15 protein-coding genes are annotated in these 17,256 nt (G+C 70.3%); 3 read left to right on the top strand and 12 right to left on the bottom strand.

What is annotated here, in order from left to right; genetic code table 11:
- Positions 1–106 precede the first annotated feature (106 nt).
- Together AVR91_RS41045 and AVR91_RS41040 are read right to left on the bottom strand one after the other, a co-directional pair.
- Entirely contained in the window at positions 107–733 is a 627-nt protein-coding gene (locus AVR91_RS41045) for an NUDIX domain-containing protein (protein ID WP_016335363.1), read from the bottom strand.
- Complete coding sequence (locus tag AVR91_RS41040) at positions 730–2,430, bottom strand: CTP synthase (protein ID WP_076153547.1); 1,701 nt, start codon at positions 2,428–2,430, stop codon at positions 730–732. The genes AVR91_RS41045 and AVR91_RS41040 overlap by 4 nt, the downstream gene beginning before the upstream one ends.
- Positions 2,431–2,518: 88 nt before the next feature.
- Here AVR91_RS41040 and aroA point away from each other — a divergent pair, with 88 nt between their 5' ends.
- A complete protein-coding gene (gene aroA / locus AVR91_RS41035; RefSeq protein ID WP_063271845.1) occupies positions 2,519–3,808 on the top strand; it encodes a 3-phosphoshikimate 1-carboxyvinyltransferase in 1,290 nt (429 codons plus the stop codon).
- Here the strand turns inward: aroA and AVR91_RS41030 are convergent.
- Complete coding sequence (locus AVR91_RS41030; protein WP_063271844.1) at positions 3,805–4,740, bottom strand: hypothetical protein; 936 nt, start codon at positions 4,738–4,740, stop codon at positions 3,805–3,807. The genes aroA and AVR91_RS41030 overlap by 4 nt on opposite strands.
- Positions 4,741–4,764: 24 nt before the next feature.
- Entirely contained in the window at positions 4,765–5,442 is a 678-nt protein-coding gene (locus AVR91_RS41025) for a GntR family transcriptional regulator (protein ID WP_063271843.1), read from the bottom strand.
- Positions 5,443–5,589: 147 nt separating this feature from the next.
- Between AVR91_RS41025 and AVR91_RS41020 the strand changes: the two genes are divergently transcribed.
- Positions 5,590–7,032 (top strand): NCS1 family nucleobase:cation symporter-1, encoded by a 1,443-nt coding sequence (locus tag AVR91_RS41020; RefSeq protein WP_063271842.1) that lies wholly within the window; start codon positions 5,590–5,592, stop codon positions 7,030–7,032.
- Positions 7,032–7,751: an aspartate/glutamate racemase family protein gene (locus tag AVR91_RS41015; protein ID WP_063271841.1), complete on the top strand. Its 720-nt coding sequence runs from the start codon at positions 7,032–7,034 to the stop codon at positions 7,749–7,751. Before AVR91_RS41020 ends, AVR91_RS41015 begins: the two co-directional genes overlap by 1 nt.
- Positions 7,752–7,991: 240 nt before the next feature.
- On the opposite strand, the gene AVR91_RS41010 is transcribed toward AVR91_RS41015, so the two are convergent.
- The 8 genes from AVR91_RS41010 to AVR91_RS40975 all read right to left on the bottom strand — a co-directional run bounded on the left by AVR91_RS41010 (position 7,992) and on the right by AVR91_RS40975 (position 17,079).
- A complete protein-coding gene (locus tag AVR91_RS41010) occupies positions 7,992–8,939 on the bottom strand; it encodes a copper transporter (RefSeq protein ID WP_016335370.1) in 948 nt (315 codons plus the stop codon).
- Positions 8,936–10,120, bottom strand: coding sequence for a putative cytokinetic ring protein SteA (gene steA / locus AVR91_RS41005; RefSeq protein ID WP_037348117.1), 1,185 nt, complete (start codon positions 10,118–10,120; stop codon positions 8,936–8,938). The genes AVR91_RS41010 and steA overlap by 4 nt, the downstream gene beginning before the upstream one ends.
- A 250-nt stretch (positions 10,121–10,370) precedes the next feature.
- Positions 10,371–12,167, bottom strand: coding sequence for a DNA repair protein RecN (gene recN, locus AVR91_RS41000; protein WP_063271852.1), 1,797 nt, complete (start codon positions 12,165–12,167; stop codon positions 10,371–10,373).
- A 104-nt stretch (positions 12,168–12,271) separates the two neighbouring features.
- Complete coding sequence (locus tag AVR91_RS40995) at positions 12,272–13,183, bottom strand: NAD kinase (RefSeq protein WP_037303235.1); 912 nt, start codon at positions 13,181–13,183, stop codon at positions 12,272–12,274.
- Positions 13,180–13,995: a TlyA family RNA methyltransferase gene (locus AVR91_RS40990; RefSeq protein WP_063271840.1), complete on the bottom strand. Its 816-nt coding sequence runs from the start codon at positions 13,993–13,995 to the stop codon at positions 13,180–13,182. Before AVR91_RS40990 ends, AVR91_RS40995 begins: the two co-directional genes overlap by 4 nt.
- A gap of 4 nt (positions 13,996–13,999) precedes the next feature.
- On the bottom strand, positions 14,000–14,179 hold the full coding sequence (locus AVR91_RS40985) for a hypothetical protein (protein WP_016335375.1): 180 nt from the start codon (positions 14,177–14,179) through the stop codon (positions 14,000–14,002).
- A gap of 76 nt (positions 14,180–14,255) precedes the next feature.
- Positions 14,256–15,245, bottom strand: coding sequence for an HAD-IIA family hydrolase (locus AVR91_RS40980; protein ID WP_063271839.1), 990 nt, complete (start codon positions 15,243–15,245; stop codon positions 14,256–14,258).
- Positions 15,238–17,079, bottom strand: coding sequence for a hypothetical protein (locus tag AVR91_RS40975; RefSeq protein ID WP_063271838.1), 1,842 nt, complete (start codon positions 17,077–17,079; stop codon positions 15,238–15,240). The genes AVR91_RS40980 and AVR91_RS40975 overlap by 8 nt, the downstream gene beginning before the upstream one ends.
- Positions 17,080–17,256 lie beyond the last annotated feature (177 nt).

The raw sequence follows: 17,256 nt of genomic DNA, 5'->3' as shown, positions 1-17,256 counted from the left end.
CCGAGGAAACTCGACCTTCACACCTCCCCAAGTACATGAAGGCCCCCTTCACTGCGTCTAGCGCAAGGAAGGGGGCCTTCATGTACTTCAGCAAGGGCGAAGGGACCTAGAGACCGCGCGAAGCGAACTTCGTCGGCCTGTCCTCCCAAGGAGCGTCCGCGGGCCGCGACGAAGCCGCCCCCGAAAGCACCGCGTGCGCGGCGAGCACACCACCGACGGTGGACCCGTTCACCAGCTCACCCGCCAGCGCCATCCGGACCGCCTCGGCGAGCGGGAATTTCCGCATGACGAGGTCCGCCTCTTCGTCACCGAGGACCTCCCTGTCCACTTCGGACAGTTCGCGGGCGAGGTAGACGCGGACGACCTCGTCGGTGAAGCCGGGCGACGCCGCGACGTCGACCAGGGTCTCCCAGCGTTCGGCGCTGAGCCCGACCTCCTCGACCAGTTCACGTTTGGCCGCGCCGACGGGGTCCTCCCCCGCCTTGTCGATCAGTCCGGCGGGCAGCTCCCACAGCCGCCGCCCGATCGGGTGGCGGTACTGGTGGATCAACGTCACCATGCCGTCCGCGTCCAGCGCGACGACGGCGACCGCGCCGAGGTGCTCGACGACCTCCCGGCGGGCGGTGCCGCCGCCGGGCATCACGACCTCGTCGACCCGGAGCCCCACGACGCGTCCGATGTGGACGTCCTTTGTGGACGCGACGGTGAACTCGTGCTTGCCGGGCTCGGTCACCGGGCCACCGTCTGCGGGGCCTCGGGCAGCTCGACCGGCAGCCGCTCGGCGACCTTGCGGTCCACGACGGCCTTCACGAACGCGCTGAACAGCGGGTGCGGCCGGGTCGGGCGGCTCTTGAGCTCCGGGTGCGCCTGGGTGCCGACGAAGAACGGGTGCTTGTCGGCGGGCAGCTCCACGAACTCGACCAGGTGGTCGTCGGGCGAGGTGCCCGAGAACACCAGACCGGCGTCGGAAAGGCGCTTGCGGTAGGCGTTGTTGACCTCGTAGCGGTGACGGTGCCGCTCGGAGACCTCGGTGCTGCCGTACGCCTTCGCGACCTGCGAGCCCGGCTTGAGCTTCGCGACGTAAGCGCCGAGACGCATCGTGCCGCCCATGTCGCGCTCACCCGCGACGACGTCGCGCTGGTCGGCCATCGTGGAGATGACCGGGTTCGGGCCGTCCTCGAACTCGGCCGAGTTCGCGTCCTTGATCCCGGCCAGGTTCCGCGCCGCGTCGATCACCATGCACTGCAGGCCGAGGCAGAGGCCCAGCAGCGGCACGCCGTGGGTGCGGGCGTAGGCGATGGCTCCGACCTTGCCCTCGATACCGCGGATGCCGAACCCGCCCGGGATCAGCACACCGTCCACATCGGACAGCGCGGCCGCGGCACCGGCCGGGGTCTCGCACGAGTCCGAGGGGACCCAGGCGATCTGCACCTTGGCGCGGTGGGCGAACCCGCCCGCGCGCAGCGCCTCGGTCACCGAGAGGTACGCGTCCGGCAGGTCGATGTACTTGCCGACGACCGCGACCCGCACCGTCTCCGACGGGTTGTGCACGCGGTCGAGCAGGTCGCCCCACACGGTCCAGTCGACGTCGCGGAACGGCAGCCCGAGGCGGCGCACCACGTAGGCGTCGAGCGCCTCACGGTGCAGCACCTTCGGGATGTCGTAGATCGACGGCGCGTCGGGGCAGGCGATGACGGCCTCGGTGTCGACGTCGCACATCAGGCCGATCTTGCGCTTGAGGTCCTCCGGCAGCTCACGGTCGGCGCGGCAGACGAGCGCGTCGGGCTGGATACCGATGTTGCGCAGCGCGGCGACCGAGTGCTGGGTCGGCTTGGTCTTGAGCTCACCCGACGGGGCGAGGTACGGGACCAGCGAGACGTGGAGGAAGAAGCACTGGTCGCGGCCGACGTCGTGGCGGACCTGACGGCAGGCCTCCAGGAACGGCAGCGACTCGATGTCGCCCACGGTGCCGCCGACCTCGGTGATCACGACGTCCGGGCTGTTCCCGTCCTCGTCGGCGCCCGCCGCGGCGGTGATCCTCGCCTTGATCTCGTCGGTGATGTGCGGGATGACCTGCACGGTGTCGCCGAGGTACTCACCGCGGCGCTCCTTGGCGATGACCTCGGAGTACACCTGCCCGGTGGTGACGTTCGCCTTGCCGTCGAGAGCCCGGTCGAGAAAACGCTCGTAGTGCCCGATGTCCAGATCGGTTTCGGCGCCGTCGTCGGTGACGAACACCTCACCGTGCTGGAACGGGTTCATCGTGCCCGGATCGACGTTGAGGTACGGATCCAGCTTCTGCATCGTGACCCGGAGCCCACGTGCGGTAAGGAGCTGACCCAGGCTGGAAGCCGTGAGTCCCTTACCCAGAGAGGAGGCAACGCCTCCGGTGACAAAGACATACTTGGTAGCCCGCGACTGAAGTCCCACGGGCTTCCACCTTATCGCACGCCCGCCGTAGCGCTCATCGGCCACGCCGCAAGCGTCCGATGGAGTGGAAAACCGCTACCCTCGCGGCGTGACAGACGCGCACGACACCTGGACCGCACCGGTCGCGGAAGGCCCGCTCGACGCGGACATACGCGTCCCCGGTTCGAAGTCGATCACCAACCGGGCCTACGTCCTCGCCGCGCTCGCCAGCGCGCCGACGCGGGTGCGGACCCCGCTCGACTCCCGGGACGCGCGCCTCATGCTCGGCGCCATCTACGCCCTCGGCGCCCACTCGCAGGGCAGCATCGGCGGCTACCTCGTGCATCCGCTCGGCCCCGGCCGTGTCCATCCCGACGAGACCGTCCGGGTGGAACTCGGCAACGCGGGCACGGTCGCCCGGTTCACCCCCGCGCTCGCCGCGCTGGGCACCGGCCCGGCGCTGTTCGACGGCGACGAGGCCATCCGCCGCCGTCCGATCGGGCCGTTGCTGAAGGCGTTGCGCGACCTCGGCGCCCGTATCGACGACGACCGCCGCGAGGCGCCGCCCTTCACCGTCCACGGCGAAGGCGGTCTGCGGGGCGGCAGGGTCGATCTGGACTCCTCGGCGTCGAGCCAGTTCCTGTCCGCGCTGCTGCTCGCCGGGCCGTCGTTCCAGCAGGGTGTCACCGTGCGCCTGGTGGGCGGCCAGGTGCCGAGCGAACCGCATATCGCGATGACGGTCGAGATGCTGCGCCGCTTCGGGGCCACTGTGGACCGTGAGGGCACCGAGTTCCACGTCGCGCCGACACGGCTTTCCTGCCCCGAGTACATCGTCGAGCCGGACCTCTCGACGGCGGCGCCGTTCGTCGCCGCCGCGATCGCGACCGGCGGCACGGTACGGATCGCGGGCTGGCCGCAGCGGACGACCCAGCCCGGGGACTGGCTACGCAGCCTGGCGCCCGTCTTGGGCGCCACCGCCGAACTCGACGCGGCGGGCCTGACGGTCACCGGCGGCGGCACGATCCCCGGCGTCGAACTGGATCTGCACGACGTCGGCGAGCTGACGCCGGTCATCGCGGCGCTGCTGTGTCTCGCCGAGGGGCCGTCGGTCATCTCCGGGGTGGCGCATCTGCGCGGCCACGAGACCGACCGGCTGACCGCGCTCGCCACCGAACTGTCGTCGCTCGGCGCCGACGTCCGCGAGACCGAGGACGGCCTGCGGATCACACCGGCTCCGCTGCACGGCGGGAAGTTCCACACCTACGACGATCACCGGTTGGTGATGGCGGCCGCGGTGCTCGGCCTGAAGGTCGAAGGGGTCGAGGTGGAGAATCCGGGGACGGTCGGGAAGACCTTCCCCGGATTCGCCGAGGCCTGGACCTCGATGCTCGTCGCCTAGGTGAGCCCGCCGGCGAACGGGGTTTCCCGCCACTGTTCGATCATCGGCTTCAAACCTTCCAGCAGCATCGGCAACTCCGGCGCCATCGCCAAGCAGGCCACCCCTTGAAGCATGGCCAACGCGCCCAGTGCCTTCAGTACTCGTTCGTCCGCCTCACGCAGCCCGAGCTGCTCGGCGGCGGCGTTGTAGGCCGCGACGCCCTCGGCTCCCATGGCCGGGAGATCCAGTTCGACCGGGGCACGGTTGACGAGTTCGAAGTCCGAGCAGAGTTCGCCGTCCGGCGTGGCGATCAGGTTGTACCCGGGGGCGTCACCGTGCACCGGCTGAACCGTCGCGCCGGGGAAGGCCCGGGTGAACGCCGCTTCCGACTCGAACAACGGCCGGAGGACGTCCCATTCGCGCCGAGCCCGGTCCAGGTCGGCCGGTTCCAGCAGATCCGGGCGGTCCGCGAGCTGGTCGAGACCGTCGGGGACGAACGGGATCAGACCGCCCATGAAGGCCAGGTCGCCGTCGTACTCGCGGAGGGCGGCGTGCAACCGGGCGACGATCCCCGCCCCGCGTTCAGGGCTGATCTCGGCTTCCTTGTCGTGCTCTACGAACTGCCAGAACGTCATCGAGAAACCGTCGAGCTGCACGGGTTCCGCGGGTACGAGCGGGCTCGGCGGGACGACAGGGTGGCCGCGGCTCGCGAGCCAGCCGGTGACGGCCAGCTCACGCCGCTGGTCGATCAGCTGCGTCTCGAGCGTGGTCGTGCGCGGCAGCACGGTCGGCACGCGCACCACCACCGGCAAGGGTGACAAGTGCACGATGACCGAGAAGACGTCGTACAAGACTTCCGGCTCGTCGAAGGACAGTCCGAGGTCGCGGCCCGCGGAGACCGCGGCGGCCACCGCCCGCGCGGTGCGGGCGGCCCGTTGTTCGTCGGTGATCATGCCCGCGAGTCTGACATGTCCGTTTCAGCCCGCGGAGCGTTCTCCGTCATCTTCGGGGAACAGCGTCTTCAACGTCACTTCGCGGTTGACCCGCACATGCTCGACGGCGTGGGCGCGCGCACGGTCGGCGTCACCCGAAGCGATCGCGTCGTAGAGGCGGCGATGCTCGTCGAGCAGTTCGCCCCAGTGCTCGTTCTGGCTGGTCAGCCAGCGCAGCCTGCCTTCGAGCGGGCGGAGGATCTCGTGCAGCAGGCCGTTGCCGGCGAGCGCGACGATCTGGTCGTGGAAGCGGGTGTTGAGCAGGGTGATCCGGGCCGGGTCGCCGCTCTCGGTCGCGCGGGCGGCGTCGGTGAGCAGCCGTTCGAGCGTGCGGAGTTCGGCTTTGCCCGCCCGCTCGGCGGCCAGCCCGGCGGCGAGTCCTTCGAGCGCCTCACGGACGTCGAACAGCTCCTCGACGTCGGCCCTGGCCAGCTGGCGCACGACGATCCGGCGAGGCGACTGGACGGCAAGGAACCCCTCGGCCTCCAGGCTGCGGATGGCTTCGCGCACCGGAACGCGCGAGACGCCGAGATCCTCGGCGAGTTCGCGTTCGACCAGCCTGTCCCCCGGCTTCAGCCGTCCGGCGAGGATACGTTCACGCAGCTCGTCGCGGACCCGCTGGCGGGTCGCGGCCAGCGGCTGACGCTGTCCTTCCTCGGCCACCTGACCCCCTCTTCAACACTGCCGTAACAGCTCGTAACCCGAGTTTATCGGCAGAAACCTTGACGACGGGCCACCGCGGGGTGATATTTGGGATGCCAAATTTTGGGATACCAAATCGACCGGACTCCCCGTCGATCGGAGGCCCGCATGACCGCCGCCCCAGCAACCCGGTCCGAAGCGCCTACCACCGAGAACGCCGATCCCCGGCTCTGGAACGAAGACCTCGCCCCGGCGAAAGAACGCCGCTGGAAGGTCTACGACATCTTCGCGCTGTGGATGTCGGACGTGCACAACCTCGGCAACTACACCTTCGCGGCGGGCCTGTTCGTCCTCGGGCTCTCGGCGTGGCAGGTGTTCACCGCCCTGCTGACCGGTTTCGTGCTCATCTACTTCGGCATGAACCTGATGGGCCGGATCGGCCAGAAGACGGGCGTCCCCTTCCCCGTCGTCGCCCGCATCAGCTTCGGCACCTTCGGCGCGAACCTGCCCGCGCTGATCCGCGCGATCATCGCGATCTTCTGGTACGGCATCCAGACCTATCTCGCCTCCGTGGCCATCACACTGCTCGTCCTCGCGATCGACCCGGGGCTGAAACCGTTGACAGAGGTGGGTTTCCTCGGGCTGCACGCGCTCGGCTGGATCTGTTTCATCGCGCTGTGGCTGGCACAGGCGCTCGTGCTCACCCGCGGCATGGAGGCCGTGCGCAAGTTCCAGGACTGGTGCGGTCCGGGCATCTGGGTCGTGATGATCGCACTCGCCGTGTGGATCCTGGCCGCCGCCGACTGGAACATTTCCTTGACCAGTAACCCGAAGGCACTGTCCACAGGGGAGCAAGTACGGCAGTGGTTCGGAGCCGTCGGGCTGATCCTGTCCATCTACGGCACCCTGATGCTCAACTTCTGTGACTTCTCCCGGTTCGCCCCGAACCAGAAGACGGTGCGGCGCGGCAACTTCTGGGGTCTACCGATCAACTCGACGGCGTTCGCGCTGCTGTCGGTGCTGGTGACCGCGGGCAGCCTCCAGGTGTTCGGCGAGGCCATCACCGACCCCGCCGAACTGCTGGCCCGCATCGACAACACGCCCGTGCTGATCATCGGCGCGCTGACCTTCGCGATCGCCACCATGGGCGTGAACATCGTCGCGAACTTCGTCTCCCCCGCCTACGACCTGGCCAATATCTGGCCGAAACGGATCACCTTCACCATCGGCGGGATGATCAGCGCGGTCGCGGCGTTGTGCGTCCTGCCGTGGAAGCTGTACTCGTCGCCCGCCGTGGTCAACTACTTCCTCGGCGGCCTCGGGGCCTTCCTCGGCCCACTGTTCGGCATCATGATCGTGGACTACTACCTGGTGAAACGCGGCCGGATCGACGTGGACAAGCTGTTCGTGGCCGGACCCGATTCGCCGTACCACTACAAACGCGGGTTCAACCCGCGGGCAATGGTCACCTTCCTGCCCACGGCGGCGTTGTCCGCGATCATCGCGCTGGTGCCGTTCTTCGCCCCCGCCGCGCCGTACTCGTGGTTCATCGGCACCGCTTCCGCCGCGGCCCTCTATTTCGTGGTGTCGCGTAAGCAGCGGGTCGCGTGATGCGGATCCTGGTCACCAACTGCAACACCACCGAGGCGATGACCAAGGAGATCGAGGCGGGTGCCCGCGCCGCCGCGAGCCCGGGCACCGAGATCCTGGCCAGAACACCGTTGTGGGGCCCGGAATCCGCCGAGGGCTGGCTGGACAGCTTCCTGAGCGCCGCGGCCGTCCTCGACCTTCTCAACGGGCTGGACGAACCGTTCGACGCGCTCGTGATGGCCGGTTTCGGCGAGCACGGACGGGAAGGAGCGAGGGAACTGCTCGACGTCCCGGTCGTCGACATCACCGAGGCAGCCGCGCATCTGGCCTGCCTGCTGGGAAGACGCTACGGCGTCGTGACCACATTGGACCGGACGTGCGGGCTCATCGAGGACAGCCTGCACGCCGCGGGCGTCGCGCAGAACTGTGTCGGCGTCCTCGGTGCGGGGCTCGGCGTCCTCGAACTGACCGACGAACACCGGACGGAATCGGCCCTGCTGACCGCCGGCCGCCGCGCCCGCGACGCGGGGGCGGAAGTCCTGGTCCTCGGCTGCGCGGGAATGACGGGGCTCGATCGCCGGATCTCGGCGATGCTGGACATCCCGGTGATCGACGGCGTCGCCGCCGCCGTCCGCCTCGCCGAATCCCTTGTCGCGCTCGACCTCAACACCAGCCGGGCCGGTTCCTACGCCCGCCCACTCCCGAAAACCCGCCTCTGGCCCCGCGTTGTCGAGGGGTAACGCGAGGTTGCCGTGCCTCGCGACACGGTCGCCGGGCAACTACGCCCGGCGGTAGCCAGGCCGACAGCGCACGGGTGAAGGGGGCCTTCCCCCCATCCAACGCGGCGAAAGGCCCCCTTCACCACAGCGGACCCTTCGCCTTACAGACCGATAAGACCTCTGACGGACCGCGTTTAGTCCTCTGGATGCGGTCCTTGCACACGCAAGTACCGCATCCAGAGGACTAAACGCGAAAGGGGGCTAGTTGCCGGCGGCGGCGATCCCGGGGGCCGGGGCCTGGGCGTTGCCGGCGATGCCGTAGCGCCCGGCACCGCCTTCGAGCTGCTCCCGCAGGGCCATGATCGTGGTGACCCGTCCAGCCGCGGTCTCCGCGTTGTCCACAGTGGACAGGATGGACGTCGACGAGGTGTCGGCACGGACGACACCGATCGCGCCGGTGCCGTCGGCGGATCCCGCGTCACCCGCCAGGACGGTACCCGCACCGGAACGGTCGAGCTGCGCCGCGAACCGCGCGATGGTGGAGGCACGGTCACCGGCGCCGTCCCCGGTGTACTTGGAACCGGTGAGCACGATCGCGAGCTGTGCGGGCTTCACATCCCCGCCGGTCTTGAGGAAACCGCCGTCGGTGAGCCCGCCGAGCGCGGCCGCCAGCTCCACCGGGGTGGACTGCGGCTGCGCGTTGTCCTTGTTCAGCAACGCCACGGAGCCGATCAGCGCGCCGGCGAGGGTGCCGGGGTCGCCCGCGGTCGGGAACTGGACCCCGGCGGGCTGAAGACGCGACACGACGTCACGCAGCTGATCCGACCGCATCGGGTCGGAGAACGCCTCGGTCAGCTGGATCTCACCGGTGACCGAGGCGCCGGCCTGCCCGACGAGCTGCTTGAGCGCGTCGCGGTCCGCGGGCTTCGCGTCCTCGGTGGTCACCAGCACCACCGAACGCTTGTCCAGCTGCCCCGCGACGACCTTCGGCCCCATCGCGCCGGCGAACGCGTCCGCGTCGCCGAGCCTGGCGTTGAGCGAATTGCGCTGCGCCTCCAGATCCGCGACCTGGGAACCCAGATCCTCCTTCTGGCTGGCGAGACCCGAAAGCAGGGAACCGTTCAGCGCCGTCGATCCGAGCACCACGCCGATGGCGAGCGCCAGGAAGCAGGCGGCGATGGAAACGATGTGGTACCGCAGTGAAATCACGTGAAGAGTCCCTTGCCCCAGGCGATGAACGAGTTCCAGGTGTCGCGGATCCAGTCGAGGTACACCGAACCCACATCGGACACCAGCAGCGCGGCCGCGACGGCCACCAAGGTCGCGACGACCAGCAGGACGATGGCGCCGATGGACACCCGGCTGCGGTGCAGGGTCGCGACCGCCTTGCCGTCGACCAGTTTCGTGCCGAGCTTGAGCCTGGTGAGGAACGTCGACGGGTTCGATCCGGACCGGCCGTGGTCGAGGAATTCCCGCAGTGTCGCCTGGAAACCGACGGTGACCACCAGGCTCGCCTCGTGCGCGTCGGCCAGCAGCAGCGCCAGATCCTCGGCGTTGCCCGTCGCGGGGAAGGTGACCGCGCCGATCCCGAGGTCCTGGATGCGCTCGACACCCGGCGCGTGCCCGTCCGGCTGGGCCGGGACGACGACTTCGCCACCGCTGCGCAGTGTCTCGGCGCCGATGCCGTGCGGGTCGCCGACGATGACGTCCGGCTGATAACCCTGCGCGCGCAAGGTGTCCGCCCCGGCGTCGACACCGATCAGCACCGGCCGGTGCTCGGAGATGTACTTCTTCAGCTTCTTGAGGTCTTCGGCGTGCCCGTTGCCGCCCGCGACCACGAGAGCGTGCCGATCCCGCAGCGGGACACGGATCTCCGGGACGCCGACGCCGTCGAGGATGAGGCTGCGTTCCCGGCGGAGGAATTCGATCGTGTTCGCGGAGAACGCCTCCAGCTGGGTGGACATCCCGGCCTTGGCCTCGATCATCTGGTCCGCGACGCTTTCCCGCGTCTGCTGGACACCCGAACCGAGCTGGCGCTCTCCGATGTAGACGACGCCCTCGTGCAGGCGGAGTTTCGTGCCGTCCTTGACCTTGCGCAGCAGTTCGCCGCCGACCGAATCGACCAGCGGGATCCCGGCCTCGAGCAGGATCTCCGGGCCCAGGTTGGGGAACCGGCCGGAGATCGACGGCGAAGCGTTCACCACCGCCGCGACTTCGGCCTCCACCAAGGCATCGGCCGTCGACCGGTCGAGGTCGAGCTGGTCGAGGACGACGATGTCGCCCGGGCTCAGCCGGCGGAGCAGCTCACGCGTACGCCTGTCGACCCTGGCGACGCCGGTGATCCCGGGGAGGGTCTCTTGGTTACGCGAGAGCAAGCCGGTGAGCTTCATGCGACCGATAGTGACAAATCCGCGCGGCCTTCTGCGTCCGCCACGCCGATGGAAACACGCCGATTAACCCACACCGGTTCGGCCGCGGCGTCCCGTGGCGAACGTTGCGAAAGCCACTTTCGCAACGTTGAAGGTTGCGAAAGTGGCTTTCGCAACATCACCTGAGTGGTTCAAGCCCGACGGCGGTGAAGGCCTCCTTCCCCACCCGGAAGGTAGGGAAGGAGGCCTTCACGGACTCGCACAGTCAGGACTACTTCGCCTTCTTTCGCTTCCCACCGCGACGGGCTTTGGGCTTGTCCGGCGCGCTCTTGTCGGCCTCGGCGACGGCGAGCAGTTCCTCCGCGTGCGCCCGGCCGGTCTCGGTGCTTTCCATCCCGGCGAGCATGCGCGCGAGCTCGACGACGCGCTCCGACTGTTCGAGCACGCGCACCCCGCTGCGGGTCACCCCGCCGCTGGTGCCCTTGTCCACCACCAGATGCTGATCGGCGAACGCGGCCACCTGCGGCAGGTGCGTGACCACCAGGACCTGGTGGCTGCGCGCCAGCCGCGCGAGCCGCCTGCCGATCTCGACCGCCGCGCGGCCGCCGACCCCGGCGTCGACCTCGTCGAACACCAGTGTCTGCACGGTGTCCGCGTGGGCGAGGACGACCTCGATCGCGAGCATCACGCGGGAAAGCTCACCGCCGGAAGCGGCCTTGTGCACCGGAAGCGGCGGAGCACCGTTGTGTGCCCGCAGCAGCAATTCGACGTCGTCGACGCCGTCCGGCCCGGCGTGCACGAGCCTGCCGTCCACCTTCACCGCGTGCGCGTCGCTCTCGTCGACCGTGCGCCGCTCGACGGTGATTTCGATCTCGGCCTGCCCCATGGCGAGCCCGGACATCTCGGCGGTGATCGCCTCGGCGAGTTCGGCGGCGGCCTCGACCCGCGCTTCCGACAACGTGAGCGCGTGTTCCGCCAGGGTGACGGCGAGTTCGTCGCGACGTTTGGCCAGCTCGGCCAGCGCCTCCTCGGAGGTGTCCATCGTGGACATCCGGCGGCGGGCGTCGTCGGCCCAGGCGAGCACACCGTCCACGTCCGCCGCGTACTTACGGGTGAGCCGCTTCAGATCGGCCTGGCGCGCGAGCACCTTCTCCAGCAACGCGGGATCGGCGTCGAGCGTTTCGAGGTAGCTGCCCAGCTCGGTGCCCACTTCGGACAACAGCACCGAAGCCTCGTCCAGCCGGGGACCGAGCTCACGCAGGACGGCGTCCTCGGAACCGGTCAGGTGGCGGCTCGCCTCCCCGATCAGCCCGACCGCTCCGGGCGCGTCCGGGTCGCCGTCGGGCGAACCCGAGACGGCGGCCTGCGCGGCACTCGCGGCGGACCGCAGTTCGTCGACCGCGGCGAGCCGCTTGATCTGCTCGGTGAGCTCGGTGTCCTCGCCGGGCTCCGGCGCGACGGCGTCGATCTCGGCGAGTCCGTGGCGCAACAGGTCGGCCTGCTGGGCCATCTCGCGGGAGCGGGTGGAGCGCTCGGTCAGCTCGGCGACGACGGCGAGCCATTCGTCCCGGACCGCGCGGTACTGCTCGAGCGGCTCGGTGACGGCCTCACCGGCGAACCGGTCGATCACCGCACGCTGCTCGGCGGGCCGCAGCAGCCGCAGCTGATCGTTCTGCCCGTGGACCGCGATCAGCTGCTCGGACAGGTCGGCCAGCACCCCGACCGGCACCGAACGGCCGCCGAGGTGGGCACGGGACCGGCCGTCGACCGAGACCGCGCGCAGCGCGATGACACTGCCGTCCTCGTCGACCTCCGCCCCGGCGTCGGTGACGATCCGGGTGGCGCCCTCGGCACCGCCCAGCTCGAAGCGGCCTTCCACGAAGGCCTTCAGCATTCCGGTCCGCACCTTGGACACTTCGGCTCGGCCGCCGGAGAGCAGGTGCAACCCGCTGACGACCATGGTCTTGCCCGCACCCGTCTCACCGGTGACGACGGTGAAGCCCGCGTGCAGTTCCAGCAGGGCGTCCTCGATGACTCCGAGGCCCTGGATGCGCATCTCGGCCAGCACGACGCCCACCGTAGCGGCCCACCCCGACCATTCCCGCACCCGGCACGTCATGAAAGGGCCGTTCAAGACAGAAATTGTCCTGAACGACCCTTTCCTGACATCCGTCAGCGGGCGTGCCGCTCCCGCCAGCCCTTGATCGGCAGCGAGAACTTGTGCACCAGCCGGTCGGTGAACGGGCCTTCCCACAACCGGATCAGCCGCACTGGCACCCGGCCGCAGGTGACCCGCACGGCCGCGCCGGCGGGAAGATCGAAGGTCCGCGATCCGTCGCAGGTCAGGACCGCGGGCGAGCCGTCCGGATCGATGGCGACGGTGATCTCCGAGTCCCGCGAGACGACCAGCGGCCGCGAGAACATCGCGTGCGCGTTGCTCGGGACCACCAGCAGGGCCTGGACGTCCGGCCAGATGATCGGCCCGCCCGCCGAGAACGCGTACGCCGTCGAGCCGGTCGGCGTGGCGCACAGGACACCGTCGCAGCCGAAGGACGACACGGGCCTTCCGTCGACCTCGATGAGCGCGTCCAGCACCCGCTCACGCGAGCTCTTCTCGACACTGGCCTCGTTGAGCGCCCACGTGTTGACGGTCTCTTCGCCGTCGACGGTGACGACGACGTCGACGGTCATCCGCTCTTCGACCTGGTAGTCACCGTCCACAGCGCGCTGGACGGTGTCGGCGAGCTTGTCCGAATCGGCCTCCGCCAGGAAGCCGACGCGGCCGAGGTTCACGCCGAGCACCGGGACACCGTTCGGCCTGGCCAGTTCCGCGGCCCGCAGCAGCGTGCCGTCGCCGCCGAGCACGAACACCAGCTCCGTGCCGGCGGCCGGATCCTGCTCCGGCGCCATGACCGTGCAGGGCGCGCCGATCCCGCCGTCCGCCTCCAGCATCTCCCGGACGTCCTCGTCGAGCACCCGCAGCCGCACACCGGCCTTGGCGAACCGGGCCGACACCTCGCGTGCCGCGTCCCGGGTCGCGTCCCGGTCCGGGTGCACGACGAGCAGCACCTCGCGATCGCTCATTGGGGTCCCTCCAGGACTGCGGTCCGGACGAGCCGCTCGGCGTCGGTGCCGGCGGTCTCCCCCGCCCCGCGGGTAAGCCAGACGAAGTATTCGACGTTCCCGGACGGCCCGGGGAGCGGGCTCGCCACGACGCCGCGCAGGCTCAGGTCCAGCTTCTCTGCCTCGGCGACCACGCCGAGCACCGATTCGACCCGCAGCTCCGGGTCACGGACGACGCCGCCGCTGCCGAGCCGGTCCTTGCCGACCTCGAACTGCGGTTTCACCATCGGCACCAGATCCGCGCCGTCCCGCGCGCAGGCGGCCAGCGCGGGCAGCACGAGCTTGAGCGAGATGAACGAGAGATCCCCGACCACGAGATCGACCTGCCCGCCGAGGTCCTCCGGGGTCAGGTTGCGGACGTTCGTCTTGTCGAGGACGACCACGCGGTCGTCGGTGCGCAGCCGCCAGTCCAGCAGGCCGCGGCCGACGTCGGCGGCGATCACGGTGGCGGCGCCGTTGCGCAGCAGGACGTCGGTGAAGCCACCGGTCGAGGCGCCCGCGTCGAGGCAGCGCTTTCCTTCGGTGGAAAGACCTTGCGGGGTGAAGGCTTCGAGCGCGCCGAGGAGTTTGTGCGCACCGCGGGAGGCCCAGCCGGGGTCGTCACCGTCGCGCACCACGATCGGCGCGCCGGACTCGACGCCGGTCGCGGGTTTGGTGGCCACCATCCCGCGCACGGTGACCTTGCCCTCGGCGATCAGCGTCGACGCCTGCTCCCGGGACCGGGCGAGACCCCGCCGGACGAGCTCCGCGTCCAGGCGGGCGCGTTTGGGCACGCGGTCAGACCTTGTCGATGGTGGACAGCGCCACCGTCAGCTCGGTGTGCACGGCCTCGAACCGGTCGACGTGCTCCGAGAGCGGAAGCGCGGTGAGGTCGTCGAGACCGGCCACGGCTTCGTCGATGCCGGCCCGGGGATCCGTGTCCTGCTGCGCGAACTGGTCCGGCGGCGGTCCCGGCACCGGCGGCGGGCCGGGAACCGGGGGTCGCGGAACGGGGTGGAAGTGGTCTTGCACCCCACCAAGTTAGCAGCGCTGGTCAGCCGAGGCGCAGCTCGCCGAGCGCGGCGCGGGCGGTGTCGCCCACACCATGGACCTCGGTGATCCCCGACTCCCAGGCCGCCGCGCACAACGCGCGCAACAGGTCGAGGGAGTCGCCCTCACCTTCGGCTTCGAGCACGTCACCCTGTGCGGTGACGCGCCAGCCGTCCTTGGGCCCGATCTCGAGCAGCTCCGCCCGGCTGCTCAGCCCGGACAGATCCGCCGCGAGGTAGCGCGGACGCTCCTCGGGCCTCGCCGCGATGAGGGACGCCGCGTCGGCGACACCGGTCAGGACGCACAGCGCGTCGATCCCGGCCGCGACCGCGCCCTCGATGTCGGTGTCCAGCCGGTCGCCCACGACGAGGGCACGCTCCGCGCCCGCGTCCCGCGCCGCCGTGGAGAAGAGCCCGGGCGCCGGCTTGCCCGCCACCAGCGGTTCGACGCCGGTGGCGTGGCGCAACGCGGCCACCATCGACCCGTTGCCCGGCAGCAGACCGCGTTCGCTGGGCAGGGTCGCGTCGACGTTGGTCGCCACCCACAACGCGCCCGCACGGATGGCGAGGCACGCCTCCGCGAGTGCGGCCCACGTGTTCTCCGGGGAATGCCCCTGAACCACGGCGGCCACGTCCGGACCGGCTTCGCGCACCGTCTTGAGGCCGACGGACTCGACCTCGGCGGCCAGCGAGTCCGTGCCCACGACGAGGACCACCGCGCCCTGAGGCAGCCGCTCACCCAGAAGGGCGGCGGCGGCCTGAGAGCTCGTGTGGACTTCCTCGGGGGTGGCGGGCAGTCCGAGTGCCTCCAGGTGCGCGGAGACCTCCGCGGGCGCCTTGGAGGCGTTGTTGGTCACCCAGCGGACCGCCGTGCCGTGGTCCCGGAGCGTCCGGAGCGCTTCCGGTGCGCCCGGGACCACCTTGCTGCCGTGATAGACCGTGCCGTCGAGGTCGAACAGGACCGCGTCGTACCCGGCCGACAGGGCGTCAGCCATTCGTGAGCTCCGCGGCGCGCTCGGCGGCGTCGGTCTCGTCCTCCTCGTCGGCCTCCGCCGCGTTCAGGAACCAGCGGATCGCCTCGTCCTTGCGGTCGGCCGCGGCGAGGTTGTCGGCGTAGGCGTAGAACAGCCGGGCGCTCCACGGGTCGCGCTTCTCCGCCTTGAGGTCGTCACCCTGCAAGGAGACGACGGCGGCGTCGAGCTGACCGAGGTCCCGCCGGGCACCGGCGGCGACGATCGCGAGCTCGATCTGGGTCGCCTTGCTCAGGCGCTCCTTGTCGACCTCCTTCGCGAGGTCGAGCGCCCGCTCCGGACGGCCGATGGCACGCTCCGCGTCGGCGATGATCGCGATGTGATCGTCGGTCCGGGTCATCCGGCGGACGGCCCGCAGCTCGGACAGCGCCTCGGACCAGTTGCCCGCGTGGTAGGCGACCAGGCCGAGCGCCTCACGGACGATCGGGACCCGTGACGCCTTGGCCTTCGCGTACTTGGCGTGCTCCATGGCGGCTTCGGGGTCTTCGTCGACGAGCCCGCCAGCGGCGACCAGGTGCTTGCCGACGGTTTCGGCGAGCGCCTTGGGCAGGGTGCGCAGCTCCCGCCGGACCTCCTCGTCGAGATCGGAGAACTCGATGCCCTCGGGCAGCTCCGGCGCCTCGAGCAGCTCACGCGCCAAGGTCTCGTCGTCGACCGGCCTGTCTTCGGTGCGCGGCGAGGACCGGAAGTCCTTGCGGCCCTCGGAACGGTCACGCTGGGGACGGTCGTCGCGCTTGCGCTCGAACCCACCACGCTTGTCGTCGTACCGCTTCTCCGGCCGGTCGCCGGACGGGCGACGGTCGCCGTAGGGCTTGCGTTCGTAGCCACCGCCGCTGGGACGGCGGTCCCCCGAGGAGGAGCCGCGCCGGTCACCGTTGTACCCGCCGGAACGGGAACCGCCGCGATCGTCACGGTCGCGGTAGGAGGGACGCCGGTCGCCGCCACGGTTGTCACGGTCGCCGTAGGACTTGCCCTGCGGACGCCGGTCGTCGCGGTCGCCATAGGACTTGCCTTGGGGACGTCCTTCGTAGCGGTTGCCGGAGGGGCGGTCGTCGGACCGGCCGCGGTTGTCCGAGCCGTAGCCGGAACGGGCCGGGCGGCTGTCGGAACGCTTCTCGTAGCGACCCTCGGAACGGTTGTCCGAGCGGCTGTCCGAACGGTTGTCGTAGCGACGCTCGGGACGGCTGTCGGACGAACGGTACCCGCCGCGATCGCCACCCCGGTTGTCCCGACGGTCGTCGGACCGGTAGCCACCGCGGTCGTCACTGCCCCGGCTGTCCGAGCGGTACCCGCCGCGGTCGTTGCCGCCACGGTATCCACCGCGATCGCCGCCGCGGTTGTCCCGGCTGTCACGGTTGTCGGAGCGGTATCCGCCACGGTCACCACCGCGGTTGTCCCGACGGTCGTCAGAGCGGTAGCCGCCGCCCCGGTTGTCGCGATGATCGTCCGAGCGGTAGCCGCCGCGACGGTCGTTGTCGCGGCCACCCGACCGGTCGTTGTTGTAGCGCGGGCGGTTGTCGTCGCGCCCCTGGCCGCCGAAACGACCCCCGGACCGCTGGTCGCGAGAGCCTTCGCCGCTGCGCGCGGGATAACTGCCCGAACCGCGCGCACCGCGATCGTCCCGCCGAGGGCGGCCCTGGTAGCCGCCGTCGCGGCCGCCCCGGTCCTGCCTGCCGCCGGCGGAACCGCGCCGGTCACCTCGCTGCGCGTCAGACCGGCCTCCGCGGGGACTGTCGTCCCGGCGACCCGACCGGCCGGACGCGCCATCATCTGAGTCACGTCGACCGAACTCGGACACCTGGCCTCCTGCCACTATTGAAAAGTTTCGATACCGGCCCACCTCAAGGCGGGCCAACGGACCATTCTAGTCCGTGCCTGGACATGAAAAGAGACAGGGCCCTGACCGGGGAGAACCTGTTGGGGTTCTCGACCCTGGTCAGGACCCTGTCCTGAAGTTAGTCCGGCGGTGTCCTAC

The organism is Amycolatopsis keratiniphila subsp. keratiniphila, from assembly GCF_001620365.2.
In the GTDB taxonomy this organism is placed as follows: Bacteria; Actinomycetota; Actinomycetes; order Mycobacteriales; family Pseudonocardiaceae; genus Amycolatopsis; species Amycolatopsis keratiniphila.
The sequence above is the reverse complement of the archived record's forward strand: the minus strand, read 5'-3'. Positions and strand labels throughout refer to the sequence as shown.